This is a genomic window from Micromonospora sp. CA-111912, from assembly GCF_050948415.1.
Lineage (GTDB): Bacteria > Actinomycetota > Actinomycetes > Mycobacteriales > Micromonosporaceae > Micromonospora.
This window is the reverse complement of the sequence record NZ_CP192007.1, coordinates 4,387,241-4,402,648: the sequence shown is the minus strand read 5'-3', so window position 1 is coordinate 4,402,648 and position 15,408 is coordinate 4,387,241. Positions and strand designations below refer to the sequence as shown.

The following is a 15,408-nucleotide window of genomic DNA, read 5'->3' as shown; positions in this document are numbered from 1 at the left end:
CTGATGGACAACGCGATCGAAACTGACAATCCCGCCGACGACGGCATCGAGCCGATCGCGATCGTCGGGCTGGCCGCCCGGCTGCCCGGCGCCGCCGACGTGCACGAGTTCTGGCGCAACCTGGTCGACGGCGTCGAGTCGGTCACCGAGCTGACCCGCGAGGAGCAGCTCGCCCGGGGCGTCACCCCCGAGGAGCTCGACGACCCGGGCTGGGTCAACAAGGCCCCGCTGGTCGACGGCTACGACCAGTTCGACGCCGCCCTGTTCGGGATGACCGCCCGGGAGGCCGAGGTCACCGACCCGCAGCACCGGCTGTTCCTGGAGACCTGTTACACCGCCCTGCAGGACGCCGGCTACGACCCGGCCCGCTACGACGGCGCGGTCGGCGTGTACGCCGGCACCGGCGGCACCGCGTACCTCCACCGCAACGTGCTGAACAACAAGCGGGTCGGCGGCAACCCGCACAACGCCGTCTCCATCGCCACCAGCAACTCGCCCAACTACGTGGCGACCGGTGTGTCGTACCGGCTGGACCTGCGCGGGCCCAGCCTCACCGTGCACACCGCCTGCTCCACCTCCCTGGTCGCGTTCCACCTGGCCTGCGAGGCGCTGCGCAACGGCGAGTGCGACATGGCCCTCGCGGGCGGCGTCAACATCGAGCTGCCGCACGCCGGGTACCTCGGCATGGACGGCTTCACCTCCCCCGACGGGCGGTGCCGGCCGTTCGACGCGGAGGCGAACGGCACCATGTGGGGCAGCGGCGTCGGGGTGACCCTGCTCAAGCGGCTCTCCGACGCGATCGCCGACGGCGACCACATCCGCGCCGTGGTGCTCGGCAACGCCATCAACAACGACGGGGCCGGCAAGGTCGGCTTCACCGCCCCCAGCGTCGACGGGCAGATGGAGGCCGTCGCCCAGGCCGTCGGGATGGCCGGGATCGACCCGCGCACCATCAGCTACGTCGAGGCGCACGGCACCGGCACCGCGATGGGCGACCCGATCGAGGTTGCCGCCCTGTCGGCGGTGTACACCAAGGACACCGACGAGCGGGGCTGGTGCGGCATCGGCTCGGTGAAGTCCAACATCGGCCACCTCAGCCAGCCCTCCGGCATCGTCAGCGTGATCAAGACGGTGCTGGCGATGGAGCACGGGCTGATTCCGCCGACCATCAACTACGAGACCCCGAACCCGGCGATCGAGTTCGCCGACACCCCGTTCTACGTGGCGAACACCCTCACCAAGTGGGACACCGACGGCGGGCCCCGCCGGGCCGGGGTCAGCTCCTTCGGCATCGGCGGCACCAACGCCCACGTGGTGCTCGAGGAGGCGCCGGAGGCGTACCGCACCGACCGGCGGGTGCGCCCCGCGCAGCTGCTGCACGTGTCGGCGAAGACCGGCACGGCGCTGGAGGCCGCCGTGGACCGGCTCGCCGAGCACCTCGCCGGCAACCCCGACGGCGGGGCCGCGCACCTGGCCGACGTCGCGCACACCCTGCGGGTGGGCCGCCAGCAGTACGCGCACCGGGTCGCGGTGGTCGCCACCGACCTGCCCGACGCCGTCGCCGCCCTGCGCACCAAGCGCCGCCGGCAGGCCGGCGTCGCCGACGGCCCCGCGCCCCGGGTCGCCTTCCTCCTCTCCGGCCAGGGCAGCCAGTACGCCGGGATGGGCGCGCAGCTCTACGCCGAGGAGCCCGGCTACGCCGCCGTCGTCGACGAGTGCGCCGAGCTGCTCCGGGGCGAGCTGGGCCTGGACATCCGCGACCTGCTCCTCGACCGGGACCCGGAGGCAGCCGAGAAGCTGCTCCAGACCCGCTACACCCAGCCGGCCCTGTTCGTCGTCGAGTACGCCCTGGCCACGCACTGGCAGCGCGTCGGGGTCCGGCCGGCGGCGATGGCCGGGCACTCCATCGGCGAGTACGTCGCCGCGACCGTCGCCGGGGTGCTCGACCTGCCCGACGCGCTGCGGATCGTCGCCGCCCGGGGTCGGCTCATGCAGTCGCTGCCGGCCGGGTCGATGCTGGCCGTCCCGTTGGACGAGTCGGTGGTCGCCGGGCTGCTGCCCGAGGGTGTCTCGATCGCCACGGTCAATGGCCCCGGGACCTGCGTGGTGGCCGGGGAGACCGACGTGGTCGCCGCGTTCGCCGAGACCCTGAAGACCACCCGCAAGGTCAAGAGCAAGGCGCTGCGCACCTCGCACGCCTTCCACTCGCCGATGATGGACCCGATCCTCGCCGAGTTCACCGCGCTGATGGCCGCCGTGCCGCTGCACGCGCCGAAGGTCCCGTTCCTGTCGAACGTCTCCGGCACCTGGATCACCGACGCGCAGGCCACCGACCCGGCGTACTGGGCGGCGCACCTGCGCCAGCCGGTGCGCTTCGGCGACTGCGTGGCGACCCTGCTCGCGGAGGGCACCTGGGCGCTGGTCGAGTGCGGCCCCGGCCGGCAGCTCGCCAACCTTGCCCGGATGCAGGTCGCCAAGGGCTCGCCGGAGCAGCGGGCGCTCGTCCCGCTGGGCAGCCTGCCCGGCCCGGGGGAGCCGGACGGCGACCTGGCCGCCCTGCTCACCACCGCCGGGGCGCTCTGGTGCGCCGGTCTGCCCGTGCGCGCCGGCTCCGACCCGGACGCCCGGCGGGTGCCGCTGCCGACGTACCCGTTCGAGCGGCGCCGCTACTGGGTCGACCCGGACCCGCAGGAGCAGGCCACCGCCGCGCCGGCCGAGACCGGCCCGCGGGCGCTGCCCGAGTGGTTCGCCGTGCCGGTGTGGCGTCAGGCCGCGCCCGCGCCGGCCACCGCCGCGCCCGGCCGCTGCCTGGTGCTGGCCGACGGCCCGCGCGGCGACGCGCTCGTCGCCGGCCTGCGCTCCGCCGGCGCCGAGATCGTCGAGGTACGCGCCGGCGACGCCTTCGCCGCCACCGACGGCGGCTGGGTGCTGCGCCCCGGCGTGCGTGAGGACCACGACGCGCTGGTCGCCGCCCTCGGCGACGCCCTGCCCGGGCGGCTGGTGCACGCCTTCGCCCTCGACGGCGAGCCCACCGGCACCGACATCGCCGCCGGTTGGGCCGCCCAGGACCGGGGCTTCTTCAGCGCCCTGCACCTGGTGCAGGCCCTCGCCGGGGCGGGCCGCACCGCCGAGGACGGCTCGCTGGCCCTGGACCTGGTGACCGCAGGCATCGGCGACGTGACCGGTGCGGACCTGACCCGACCCGAGCACGCCACCCTCACCGGCCTGGTCCGGGTGCTCCCCGTCGAGCTGCCCGGGCTGACCGTCCGGCTGCTCGACGCCGACCCCGCCGCCACCGGGGCGGACGCCCTGGTCGCCGAGCTGCGCCGCCCGGTCGACCCGGAACACGCCGAGGTGGCGCTGCGCGGCACCCGCCGCTGGGTCACCGGCTACGAGCAGGTCACCGTCGACGCCGAGGGTGAGCCCGGGGCGCTGCGCGACGGCGGCCGGTACGTGATCACCGGCGGCCTCGGCGGCATCGGCATCACCCTCGCCGAGGACTTCGCCCGGCGGGCCCGGGCGAAGCTGGTGCTGCTGGCCCGCTCCGGCCTGCCGCCGCGCGAGCAGTGGGACGACCACCTCGCCGTGCACGGCTCCGGCCAGTCCGACCGGGTGGGTCGGGCGATCGCCGCGATCCGCCGGATGGAGGAGGCCGGCGCGTCGGTGCTGGTGCTCGCCGCCGACGTCACCGACCCGGCCGACCTGCGCCGGGTCCGGGCCGCCGCCGAGGCCGAGTTCGGCGGGATCGACGGCGTCGTGCACGCCGCCGGCCTGCCCGGCGGCGGCATGGCCGAGATCAAGGAGCGGGCCGAGGCCGAGCGGGTGCTCGCCCCGAAGCTCGCCGGCACGCTCGCCCTCGCCCAGGTCTTCGGGGACCTGCCGCTGGACTTCGTGGTGCTGTGCTCCTCGATCACCGCCGTGATCGGCGGCTTCGGCCAGGTCGACTACTGCGCGGCGAACAACTTCCTCGACGCGCACGCCCGCGCGGGCACCGGCTGGTCCGCCCCGGTGGTGTCGCAGAACTGGGGCGGCTGGGCCGAGGTCGGCATGGCGGCGGAGAGCACCGCCCCGGCCGGGTTCCGGGCCCTGACCCGGGACACCGTCACCGCCGCCGTCGACCACCCGGTGCTCACCACGAAGGTGACCGGCCCGGAGGGCACGGTGCTGCACGGTCTGGTCTGCGCCGCCACCCACTGGCTGCTCGACGAGCACCGCATCGGCGGGGTGCCGGTGGTGCCGGGCACCGCCCACCTGGAGTCCGTCCGCGCCGCCGTGGTCGCCGCCGTCCCCGCCCCCGGCCCGGACGCGGCGGTGGAGCTGCGCGACGTGGTGTTCCTGGAGCCGTTCTCGGTGCCGGACGGCTCGGTCGCCCAGTACCGGGTGACGCTGACCGCCGCCGAGGACGAGTCGACGGAGTTCGTGGTGCAGAGCCTCGCCGCCGGGGTGCTGCGCACCCACGTGCGCGGCGCGGCGGGCTGGACCGCCGACCCCGCCCCGCCGGCGCGGGACCTCGCCGACGTGGTCGCCCGGTCCCGCCGGGTCGACGACGACTCGTCGTTCGGCCGGGGCCGCACCAGCATGCTGACCTTCGGGCCGCGCTGGCACTCGCTGGCCGAGCACCACCTCGCCGACGGCGAGGAGTTGGCCCTCGTCGAGGCGCCCGCCGAGGCCGTCGCCGACCTGGCCGCGTGGGGGCTGCACCCGGCCCTGCTGGACGTGGCCACCGCGTTCGGCCAGGGTCAGGGCTCGGGCACCTACCTGCCGCTGTCGTACGGGCGGATCGTGGTGCGCGGAACGCTGCCGCAGCGGTTCCACAGCCACCTGCGCCACCGCGACGGCGGAACCGACGAGGTGATCACCGCCGACCTGACCCTGACCGACACGTCCGGCCGGGAGTTGGTCGCGATCAGCGACTTCGTGCTGCGCCGGGTGGACCAGTCGGCGGTCACCGGAGGGCTCGCCGCCGACGCCGTCCCGGCCGGCACCGCCCCGGCCGCCGACGTTCCCGGCGAGGACATCCGGCCAATCGACGGCGCGGAGGCGTTCCGGCGCAGCCTCACCGCCGGCCTCGGCGCCCAGGTGGTGATCACCACCCGGTCGGTGGCCGACATTCGGCGTCGCGCCGCCCGGGTCACCACCGAGAGCCTGGAGTCGGAGACCGACCCGACCGCGTCCGCCGCCACTGTGGAGGCCGGCGGCTCGGCGGCGCCGCGCACCGAACTGGAGGCCACCATCGCCCAGGTGTGGCGCGACGGGCTCGGGGTGCCGGTGGTGGGTGTGGACGACGACTTCTTCGCCCTCGGCGGCAACTCCCTCGTCGCGGTGCAGCTCATCGCGTCGATGCGCAAGGCGACCGGGGTGCGGCTGCCGATGCGCAGCCTCTTCGAGACGCCCACCGTCGCCGGGCTGGCCGTCCGGATCGAGGAGTTGCGCGCCGAGGCGTCCGCCGTAGCCGAGCCGGCCACCCCGGCGGCGACCACGAGCATCCCGCGGCTGCCCCGCGCGTGAGCACCGAGGAACAAGGGAGTACAGAGCTATGAGCGACACGATCGCCACGCTGCCGGTGGTCGTCGAAAGCGACGGCCGGGCGCTGACCGACCTCATCGACGCCCGCCGGGCGGAGCTGCGGGCCACCCTCGTCGAGCACGGCGGGCTGCTGTTCCGTGGCTTCGACGTCGGCGGCGTCGACGGCTTCGACGCGGTGGTGCGGGCGCTGGCCGGGGAGCCGCTGGTCTACACCGAGCGGTCCTCGCCCCGGCACTCCATCAAGGGCCGGGTCTACACCTCGACCGACTACCCGCCGGACGAGGAGATCTTCCTGCACAACGAGAACTCGTACCAGGCGCGCTGGCCGCTGACCCTGTTCTTCTGGTGCGTCACCCCGCCCCAGACCCGGGGCGCGACCCCGCTCGCCGACGTGCGCCGGGTGTACGAGCTGATCGACCCGGCCGTACGGGAGGAGTTCGTCCGCCGCCGGTGGATGCTGGTGCGCAACTTCCACGCCGACTTCGGCACCCGCTGGCAGGACGTGTTCAACACCGACGACCGGGCCGAGGTCGAGGCGTACGCGGCGGCCAACCGGATCGCCCTGGAATGGGTCGGCGGGGACGGGCTGCGCACCCGCGCCGTACGCGACGTGGTGCACCACCGGCCCGGCTCGGACACGCCGCGCTGGTTCAACCACGCCACGTTCTTCCACGTGAGCACCCTGCCGGTGGAGTACCAGGAGGGGCTGCTGGCGATGTTCGGCCCCGACGGGCTGCCGTCGAACACCTACTACGGCGACGGCGGCGAGATCCCCGGCGACGTGCTGGACCACCTGCGGGCCGCGTACCGGGCCGCCAGTGTCCGCTTCGACTACCAGCGCGACGACGTGCTGGTGGTGGACAACATGACCGCCGCGCACGCCCGGGAGCCGTTCACCGGCCCCCGCAAGATCGCCGTCGCGATGGCCGAGCCGCACACCCCCGAGAGCACTGGAGACAACTGATGGCCGAATCACGCTTCCTGGTCGTGCGCAACGACGAGGAGCAGTACTCGATCTGGTCGGCCGACCGTGAGCTCCCCGCGGGCTGGAGCGACACCGGCTTCGCCGGCACCCGCGAGGAGTGCCTGGCGCACATCGACACCGTGTGGACCGACATGCGCCCCCGTTCCGTCCGCGAGGGCACCCAGTGAGCGCGAGGAGTGCAGCGGAGCGGAGCCCCGCAGTCGCGAACGAAGGGTGGGCACAGTGACCCGGGAGTGGACCTTTCCCGTCTCCTTCGCGCAGGAGCGGGTGTGGATGGCCAACCAGCTCGACACCGGCTCGCCGGTCTACAACGTGTCCAACCTGTGGTCCTTCCCGGCCGAGCTGGACGCCGACGCGGTCGGCGACGTGTTCAACCAGGTCGTCGCCCGGCACGAGGCGCTGCGCACCCACCTGCGGATGGCGGACGGGGTCCTGGTGCAGGTGGTCCGCGCGCACGAGCCGGTCCGGATCGACGCCGAGGACCTGTCGGGCCTGCCGGAGGCCGAGCGGCTCGCCCGGTTCGCGGCGATCAAGGAGGAACTGGCCCGCACCCCGATCCCGCTGGACGCCGCGCCGCTGTGGCGGGCCCGGCTGATCAAGGGCGACACGGCGTGGACGTTGCTGGGTGTGATGCACCACGCCGTCTACGACGCCCACTCGGCGGTGGTGTTGACCGGCGAGCTGGCCGCGTTCACCACCGCCGCGCTCACCGGCGCCCCCGCCGCGGTGCCCGAGCTGCCCATCCAGTACGCCGACTTCGCCGCCTGGCAGCGCGACCAGCTCACCGGCCCGGAACTGGACCGGCAGCTCGCCTTCTGGACCGGCCACCTGGCCGGGGCCCCGGCGGTGACCGGTCTGCCGCTGGACCGGCCCCGCCCGGCGCAGCTCGGCTTCGCCGGCGACGAGGTGCGCTTCGACCTGCCCGACGGGCTGCTCGACTCCGTCGGCCGGCTCGCCGCCGCCTCGGCCGCCACCCCGTACATGGTGCTGCTGACCGGGTTCGCCGCGCTGCTGTCCCGGATCTCCGGCGACGACACGGTGGTGGTCGGCGTGTCCACCGCCGGCCGGGACACCGACGAGGTGGCCCCGCTGGTCGGCATGTTCGTCAACCCGGTGGCGCTGCGCTGCGACCTGACCGGCGACCCCACCGTCGCCGAGCTGCTCGGCCGCGTCCGGGGTGGCCTCATCGACGCGATGGAGCACGGGCAGACGCCGTTCCAGAAGATCGTCGAGGCCGTCGCCCCGCAGCGGGACCCGTCGGTGCAGCCGATCTTCCAGACCGCGCTGAACTTCATCCCCGACTCCGGCCTGGATCCGGTGCCGCTGGGCACCACCAAGGACGACCTGGCCTTCGACGTCACCGCCGGGGAGAGCCGGCTGGTCTACCGCACCGACCTGTTCGACCGGGCCACCGCCGAGTCGATCGTCACCCGGTACGTCCGGCTGCTCGCCGCCGCCGTCGCCGACCCCGGCCGGCGGGTCTCCGAGCTGCCGCTGCTCGACGACGCCGAGCGGCGGCTCGTCCTGTCCACCTGGAACGCCACCGACCACCACCGGCCGGTGAGCACCGTGGTCGACGAGGTGCAGCGCCAGGCCGCGGCCACCCCGCAGGCCCTCGCGCTGGTCTGCGACGGCGCCGAGCTGACGTACGCCGAGCTGAACGCCGCCGCGAACCGGCTGGCCCGGCTGCTGGTCGCCCGAGGGGCCGGCCCGGAGACCCGGGTCGCGCTCGCGCTGCCCCGCTCGATGGACCTGCTGGTGGCCATCCTCGCGGTGCTCAAGTCCGGCGCGGCGTACGTGCCGGTGGACACCGGCTACCCGGCGGCCCGGATCGGGTACCTGCTGACCGACGCCGAGCCGGCGCTGGTGCTGGCCACCGCCGACACCGCCGCCAACGTGCCCGGCGACGCGTTGGTGCTCGACCCGCTCACCGCCGCCGACCTCGACGCGGCGGACCTGACCGACGCCGACCGGGCCGCGCCGCTGCGCCCGGACCACCCGGCCTACGTGCTGTACACGTCCGGCTCCACCGGCCGCCCCAAGGGCGTCGTGGTGGAGCACCGGTCGGTGACCGCGTACCTGGCCTGGGCCCGGCACACCTACCCGGGCCTGGCCGGCACCGCCCTGCTGCACTCGCCGGTGTCGTTCGACCTCACCGTCACCGGGCTGCTCGGGCCGCTCACCGCAGGCGGCACGGTCCGGCTCGCGGCGATCGACGAGCCGGCCGCCCGCGCCGGCGGCCGGCCGACCTTCCTCAAGGTGACCCCGAGTCACCTGCCGCTGCTCGACGAGGCGCTGTCGCCGACGGCCGACCTGGTCATCGGCGGCGAGGCGCTCACCGGCGAGCAGCTCGCCGACTGGCGGGCCGCCCACCCCGAGGCGGCGGTGATCAACGAGTACGGCCCGACCGAGGCCACCGTCGGCTGCGTCGCCGCCCGGATCGCGCCGGGGGCGGAGCTGCCCGCCGGGGCGGTGCCGATCGGCACCCCCACCTGGAACACCCGGGCGCTGCTGCTGGACGCGGCGCTGAACCCGGTGCCGCCGGGCGTGGCCGGCGAGCTGTACGTCGCCGGCGACCAGCTCGCCCGCGGCTACCTGCGCCGCCCCGGCCTCACCGCCGAGCGCTTCCTGCCCTGCCCGTACGGGGAGGCCGGGCAGCGGATGTACCGCACCGGCGACCTGGCCCGGTGGCGGGCCGACGGGACGCTGGAGTACCTGGGCCGCCGCGACGAGCAGGTGAAGGTGCGCGGCATGCGCATCGAGCTGGGCGAGATCGAGTCGGCCCTGCTGGCCCGGCCCGGCGTCCGGGAGGCGGCGGTGGCCGTGCGCACCGACTCCGGCGAGCCGACCCTGGTCGGCTACCTGGTCGGCGACGCCGACGAGGCCGCGCTGGCCGCCGACCTGGCCCGGGAGCTGCCGGCGCACCTGGTGCCGGCCGCGTTCGTCCAGCTCGACGCGCTGCCGCTGACCCCGAACGGCAAGCTGGACCGGGCCGCGCTGCCCGCCCCGGCCGCCGGGACGGTCGACGACGCGTACGTCGCCCCGCGCACCGACGCCGAGGCCCTGGTGGCCGAGGTGTACGCCGACATCCTCGGCGTGGAGAAGGTCGGCGCGACCGACGACTTCTTCGCCCTCGGCGGCAACTCGCTGCGCGGCATGCGGGCGATGGCCCGGATCCGGGCCGAGGTGGACGTCGACCTGCCGATGCGGGCGCTGTTCGGCAGCCCGGTGGTGGCCGACCTGGCCGCCCAGCTCGAGAGCCTGATCGCCGCGGAACTCGATGAGCTCTCCGACACCGAGGTCGCCGCGTTGCTGGCGACGGAAGAGGGACGTACCACATGACCGACCTGAAGGATCCGGCCCGGGAGGCGGCCCGGCAGGCGCTGATCGCCAAGCGGTTACGCCGCCGCCAGGCCACCCCGGTCGCCCGGATCACCCCCCGGCCCGAGAACGCCGAGGTGCCGCTGTCGTACGCCCAGGAGCGGGTCTGGTTCATGGACCAGCTCGCCCCGGGCGAGGCCGCGTACCACATCGCGGTGCCGCTGCGGGTGCGCGGCCCGCTCGACGTCGCGGCCCTGCGCCGCGCGCTGGCCGGGCTGACCGCGCGGCACGAGTCGCTGCGCACCCGGTTCCCGGCCGACGCCGACGGCCGCCCCACCGTGGTCGTCGAGGACACCGTCGAGGTGCCGCTGACGGTGACGGAGGCGGCCGACGAGGCGGCGGCGCAGGCGCTGGTCGACGCCGCCTCGACGGAGCCGTTCGACCTGGCCGCCGGGCCGCTGCTGCGCGCCCTGCTGATCCGACTGGCCGACGATGACCACGTGCTGTTCCTCGGCAAGCACCACATCGTCGGCGACGGCTGGTCGGTGGACGTGCTGCTGCGCGACCTGATCACCCTCTACCACGGCGGCGAACCGCCGGCGTTGCCCGTGCAGTACGGCGACTTCGCCGTCTGGGAGGCCCGCGAGCTGGAAGGCCCGGCGGCCCAGGGCCACCTGGACTGGTGGAAGTCCCGACTGGCCGGGATCACCCCGCTGGAGCTGCCGCTGGACGCGCCCCGCCCGGCGACCCAGACCTACCGGGGCGACTTCGTCGAGTTCCAGCTCGACCCGGCGGACACCGAGCGGCTCAACGCGCTCACCCGGGCCGGCGGCGGCACGCTGTTCATGACGCTGCTCGCCGCGTACCAGGTGCTGTTGGCCCGGCACGCCGGCCAGGACGACTTCGCCGTCGGCGCGTCCGTGGCCGGCCGGTCCGCCCCCGAGCTGGAGAACATCGTCGGCATGTTCATCAACATGCTGCCGATGCGGGCCGAGCTGGCCGGCGACCCGACGTTCACCGAGCTGCTGGAACGCACCCGGCGCAGTGTGCTGGACGGCTTCGAGCACGCCGAGGTGCCGTTCGCGAAGGTCGTCCACGAGCTGGGGCTGCCCCGCGACGTGAGCCGGTCCCCGGTGTTCCAGGCCATGTTCGTGCTCCAGAACTACGAGATGGGCCGGTTCACCGGGGTCTCCGACGCCGCCGACGTGCGCTTCCAGTGGAACCCGATGGAGCTGCGGGCCACCCGCTTCGACTTCGAGCTGCACGCCGTGGAGACCACCGAGGGCCTGTGGGGGAAGCTGGTCTTCAACACCGACCTGTTCACCCGGGAGACCGTCGAGCGGATCGCGCGGCGCTGGACCACCCTGCTGCGGGCGGTCGTCGCCGCCCCGGACACCCGGGTCTCCGCGCTGGAGCTGACCGCACCCGCCGAGCGGGAGCTGCTGGCCGGCTGGAACGCCACCACGGCCGACTTCCCGCAGGCGCAGACCCTGCACGGCCCGTTCGAGCAGCGGGCCGCGGCCACCCCGGACGCGGTGGCGCTGACCTTCGAGGACCGCTCGGTGACGTACGCCGAGCTGAACGCCGCCGCGAACCGGGTGGCGCACCGGCTGCGCGCCGCCGGCGTCGGCCCGGAGACCCTCGTCGGGGTGTGCGCGGAACGCTCGGTGGAGCTGGTCGCCGGGCTGCTCGGCGTGCTCAAGGCCGGCGGCGCCTACCTGCCGCTGGACCCGGAGTACCCGGCCGACCGGCTGTCCTTCATGGTCACCGACGCCGCCGCCGGTGTCGTGCTGGTGCAGGAGCACCTGCGCGACGTGCTGCCCGACACCGGCGCGACCGTGCTGGCCCTGGACGACGAGTCGGTGTGGGCCGACCAGCCCGCCGCCGACCCCGCGCCGACCGCCGGGCCGGGCAACCTGGCGTACGTCATCTACACCTCCGGCTCCACCGGCCGGCCCAAGGGGGTGCCGAACACCCACCGGGGCATCGTCAACCGGCTGGACTGGATGCAGAAGGCGTACCGGCTCGGTGCCGACGACGCGGTGCTGCAGAAGACCCCGGCCAGCTTCGACGTGTCGGTGTGGGAGTTCTTCTGGCCGCTGCGCGAGGGCGCCCGGCTGGTGCTGGCCAGGCCCGGCGGGCACAAGGACGCCGCGTACCTGCGCGACCTGCTGGTGTCCGAGCGGATCACCACCGCCCACTTCGTCCCGTCGATGCTGACCGTGTTCCTCGGCGAGGACGGGGCCGAGGCGGCCACCGGCCTGCGCCGGGTGATCTGCTCCGGCGAGGAACTGCCGCTGGTCTCGGCGGTGGAGTTCACCGCCCGGCTGCCCTGGTGCGAGCTGCACAACCTGTACGGCCCCACCGAGGCGGCCATCGACGTCAGCGCCTGGCACTGCGACCCGGCCAGGCTGGCCGGGCTGACCAGCGTCCCGATCGGCGGCCCGATCGCCAACCTTCGGCTGCACGTGCTGGACCCGGCCGGCAACGAGTGCCCGGTCGGCGTCGCGGGCGAGCTGCACATCGGCGGCGTCGGGCTGGCCCGGGGCTACCACCGCCGGCCGGCGCTGACCGCCGAGCGGTTCGTGCCCGACCCGTTCTCCTTCGAGCCGGGCGCCCGGCTGTACCGCACCGGCGACCTGGCCCGCTGGGTGGCCTCGCCGGACGGCTCGGGGGTCGTCGAGTTCCTGGGCCGGATCGACCACCAGGTGAAGCTGCGCGGCCTGCGCATCGAGCTGGGCGAGATCGAGAGCGCCCTGCGCGAGCAGCCCCAGGTGACCGAGGCGGCGGTGATCGTCCGCGAGGACACCCCGGGCGACAAGCGGCTCACCGGGTACGTGGTCGGCGACGCCGAGCACGCCGCGCTGAAGGCGGCGTTGAAGGAGACCCTGCCCGAGTACATGGTGCCGACCGCGTTCGTCACCCTCGACGCGCTGCCGCTGAGCCCCAACGGCAAGCTCGACCGCCGGGCGCTGCCCGCCCCCGTGGTGACCCGCGAGGCGTCGGTGGCGCTGGTCGAGCCGCGCGACGACACCGAGCGGCTGCTGGCCGGCATCTGGTCGGAGGTGCTGGGCGTCGACACGCTCGGCATCGACGACGACTTCTTCGACCTGGGCGGGCACTCGATGCTCGCCACCCAGGTGGTGGCGAAGATCCGCAAGGCCGAGCACGGCGGCCGTCCGGTCGGCGTGATGGACCTGTTCCAGCAGCGGACCATCCGGGAGCTGTCCGCGTTCATGACCGGCGACGCCGCCGACGACGGCCCGCGCCGGCTGCTCTACGAGCTGACCAAGCCGATCCCGGCCGGCAAACGGGTTCGCACAAACGTCTGCGTCCCGTACGGCGGCGGCAGCGCCATCGTCTACCAGCCCCTCGCCGACGCCCTGCCCGCCGGCAACGCCCTGTACTCGCTGGCCATCCCCGGCCACGACGTCGGGCTCAGCGAGGACGGCCTGCCGTTCGAGGAGCTGACCCGGCGGGTCGCCGACGAGATCGTCGAGCGGATCGAGGGGCCGATCGTGCTGTACGGCCACTGCGGCGTCGGCAGCGCGATCGTCGCCGAGGTGGCCCGCAAGGTCGAGGCGACCGGCCGGGAGCTGGAGGCCGTCTACATCGGCGCGATGTTCCCGTTCGCCCGCCCGAAGGGCCTCTTCGCCGCCGCCCGCAACCGCCTCGAACAGCTCCGCAGCAACAAGCACTACGCGAGCTGGCTCAAGTCGATGGGGGTGGACACCGACGAGCTGGACCCGGAGCAGGCCGACCGGATCATCAGCAACATGCGGGCCGACTCCCGCGCCTCGGAGGAGTACTTCACCGGCCTGCTGGACGCCGGGACGGCGAAGCTGCGCGCCCCGATCGTCTCGGTGGTCGGCTCCGAGGACCCGGTGACCGACTACTACACCGAGCGGTACGCCGAGTGGGGGTTCCTCTCCGACACCCTCGGGCTGGTCGTCCTCGACCAGGCGGGGCACTTCTTCCTCAAGTACCGGGCCGACGAGCTGGCCGAGATCGTCACGGCGGCGCACCCGGCGGTGCTCGCCGGCGACACCACCGCCCTGGAGGCTCCGGCCAGGGGCGAGGACGCCGGCTGGGTGGTCGCCGACCACCAGCGCATCGGCGCGGCCCCGGGCTCGGAGAAGGCGGTGGTGAAGCCGAGCATGGGCCGGTTCGTGGCGGTCACCGCCGGCCAGTTCGTCTCCACCACCGGCTCGGCGCTGACCGCGTTCGCCGTGCCGATCTGGCTGTTCACCCGGACCGGCTCGGTGGCCAACCTGGGCATGCTCTGGGCCCTCGCGCTGGTCTGCGGCGTGCTGATGCTGCCGATCGCGGGCGCGGTCGTCGACCGGGTCAGCCGCCGGAAGATCATGATGATCGCCAGCTCCAGCGCCGGGACGATCCAGCTCGTGCTGGCCGCCCTGCTCTGGACGGACAACCTGCGGCTGTGGATGATCTACATCCTGGTGGCGCTCAGCCAGGTCGCCGGGTCGTTCCAGCGCATCGCGTTCTCCTCGGCGGTGCCGCAGCTCGTGCCGAAGCGGTACCTCGGCCACGCGATGGGCGTCACCCAGCTCACCAACGGCTCCGCCATGCTGCTGATGCCGGTCTTCGCGGCCGGCCTGCTGGCCGCCATCGGGCTCAAGGGCATCCTGCTCATCGACGTGGCCAGCTACGTGGTGGCGGTGCTGACCCTGGCCGTGGTCCGCTTCCCGGACCTGCTCGGCTTCCGGCCCCGGGAGCGGCTGCTGACGGCGATCGCCAACGGGATGCGCTACTCGTGGCAGCACCGGGGATTCCGGCTGATGCTGGGCTACTTCGCGATCGGCAACATCTTCCTGGCCCCGGCCCTGGTGCTGACCACCCCGATGGTGCTCTCCTTCGCCACCGCCACGGAGGTGGCGCAGGTGGCCCTGGCCGAGGCGCTCGGCGCGGTGGCGGGCGGCGTGCTGATGTCGCTGTGGGGCGGCCCCCGCAGCCGGCGGATGATCGGCGTGCTGATCGGCAACCTCGGCACCGCCGTGGGGTGCATCGTGATCGGCCTCGACGCCTCGGTGACGGTGATCTGCGTCGGGGTGTTCTGGCTGGGCCTGTCGATGACCACCGCCCAGTCGATCTACGCCACCATCGTCCAGGTCAAGGTTCCCCAGCGCTACCACGGCCGGGTGTTCAGCCTGAACCAGACCATCTCCTGGTCCACGCTGCCGATCGGCTTCGCGCTGATCGCCCCGGCCGCCACCGCCCTGTTCGAGCCGATGCTCGCCCCGGGCGGCGCGCTGGCCGGCTCGGTGGGCGCGGTGATCGGCACCGGTCCGGGCCGCGGCATGGGCTTCGCGTACGTCTGCTTCGGCGCGGCGCTGGTGCTGGTCACCCTGGGCGGCTTCGCGATCCGGCTGCTGCGGCGCTTCGACATGGAGGTGCCGGACTCGCTGCCGGACGACCTGATCGGCGCCCAGGAGCGCGAGCGGCGGCTGGCCGCCCGGGCCGCCGAGCGGCAGGAGGAGAAGGTGCCGGTCGCGGCGTGACGGCGTCGTGAGCGACGGGTCGGGGGCTTCCGGTGTGCTGTCGGAGGCCCCTGACCC

Annotated in this window: 5 protein-coding genes; all 5 read left to right on the top strand. The window is 74.4% G+C overall.

The window, feature by feature from the left end; genetic code table 11:
* The first annotated feature begins 3 nt into the window (after positions 1-3).
* The 5 genes from ACQPZO_RS18390 to ACQPZO_RS18370 are packed head-to-tail and all read left to right on the top strand — an operon-like array spanning position 4 to position 15,351.
* On the top strand, positions 4-5,508 hold the full coding sequence (locus ACQPZO_RS18390) for an SDR family NAD(P)-dependent oxidoreductase (RefSeq protein WP_433342576.1): 5,505 nt from the start codon (positions 4-6) through the stop codon (positions 5,506-5,508).
* Between the two features lie 28 nt (positions 5,509-5,536).
* Entirely contained in the window at positions 5,537-6,490 is a 954-nt protein-coding gene (locus ACQPZO_RS18385; protein ID WP_433342575.1) for a TauD/TfdA family dioxygenase, read from the top strand.
* Complete coding sequence (locus ACQPZO_RS18380; RefSeq protein ID WP_433342573.1) at positions 6,490-6,678, top strand: MbtH family protein; 189 nt, start codon at positions 6,490-6,492, stop codon at positions 6,676-6,678. The genes ACQPZO_RS18385 and ACQPZO_RS18380 overlap by 1 nt, the downstream gene beginning before the upstream one ends.
* A gap of 55 nt (positions 6,679-6,733) precedes the next feature.
* Complete coding sequence (locus ACQPZO_RS18375) at positions 6,734-9,853, top strand: non-ribosomal peptide synthetase (RefSeq protein ID WP_433342571.1); 3,120 nt, start codon at positions 6,734-6,736, stop codon at positions 9,851-9,853.
* The gene (locus ACQPZO_RS18370; RefSeq protein WP_433342569.1) at positions 9,850-15,351 is read left to right on the top strand and encodes an amino acid adenylation domain-containing protein; all 5,502 of its coding nucleotides are present in this window, start codon (positions 9,850-9,852) and stop codon (positions 15,349-15,351) included. Before ACQPZO_RS18375 ends, ACQPZO_RS18370 begins: the two co-directional genes overlap by 4 nt.
* Positions 15,352-15,408: the final 57 nt, after the last annotated feature.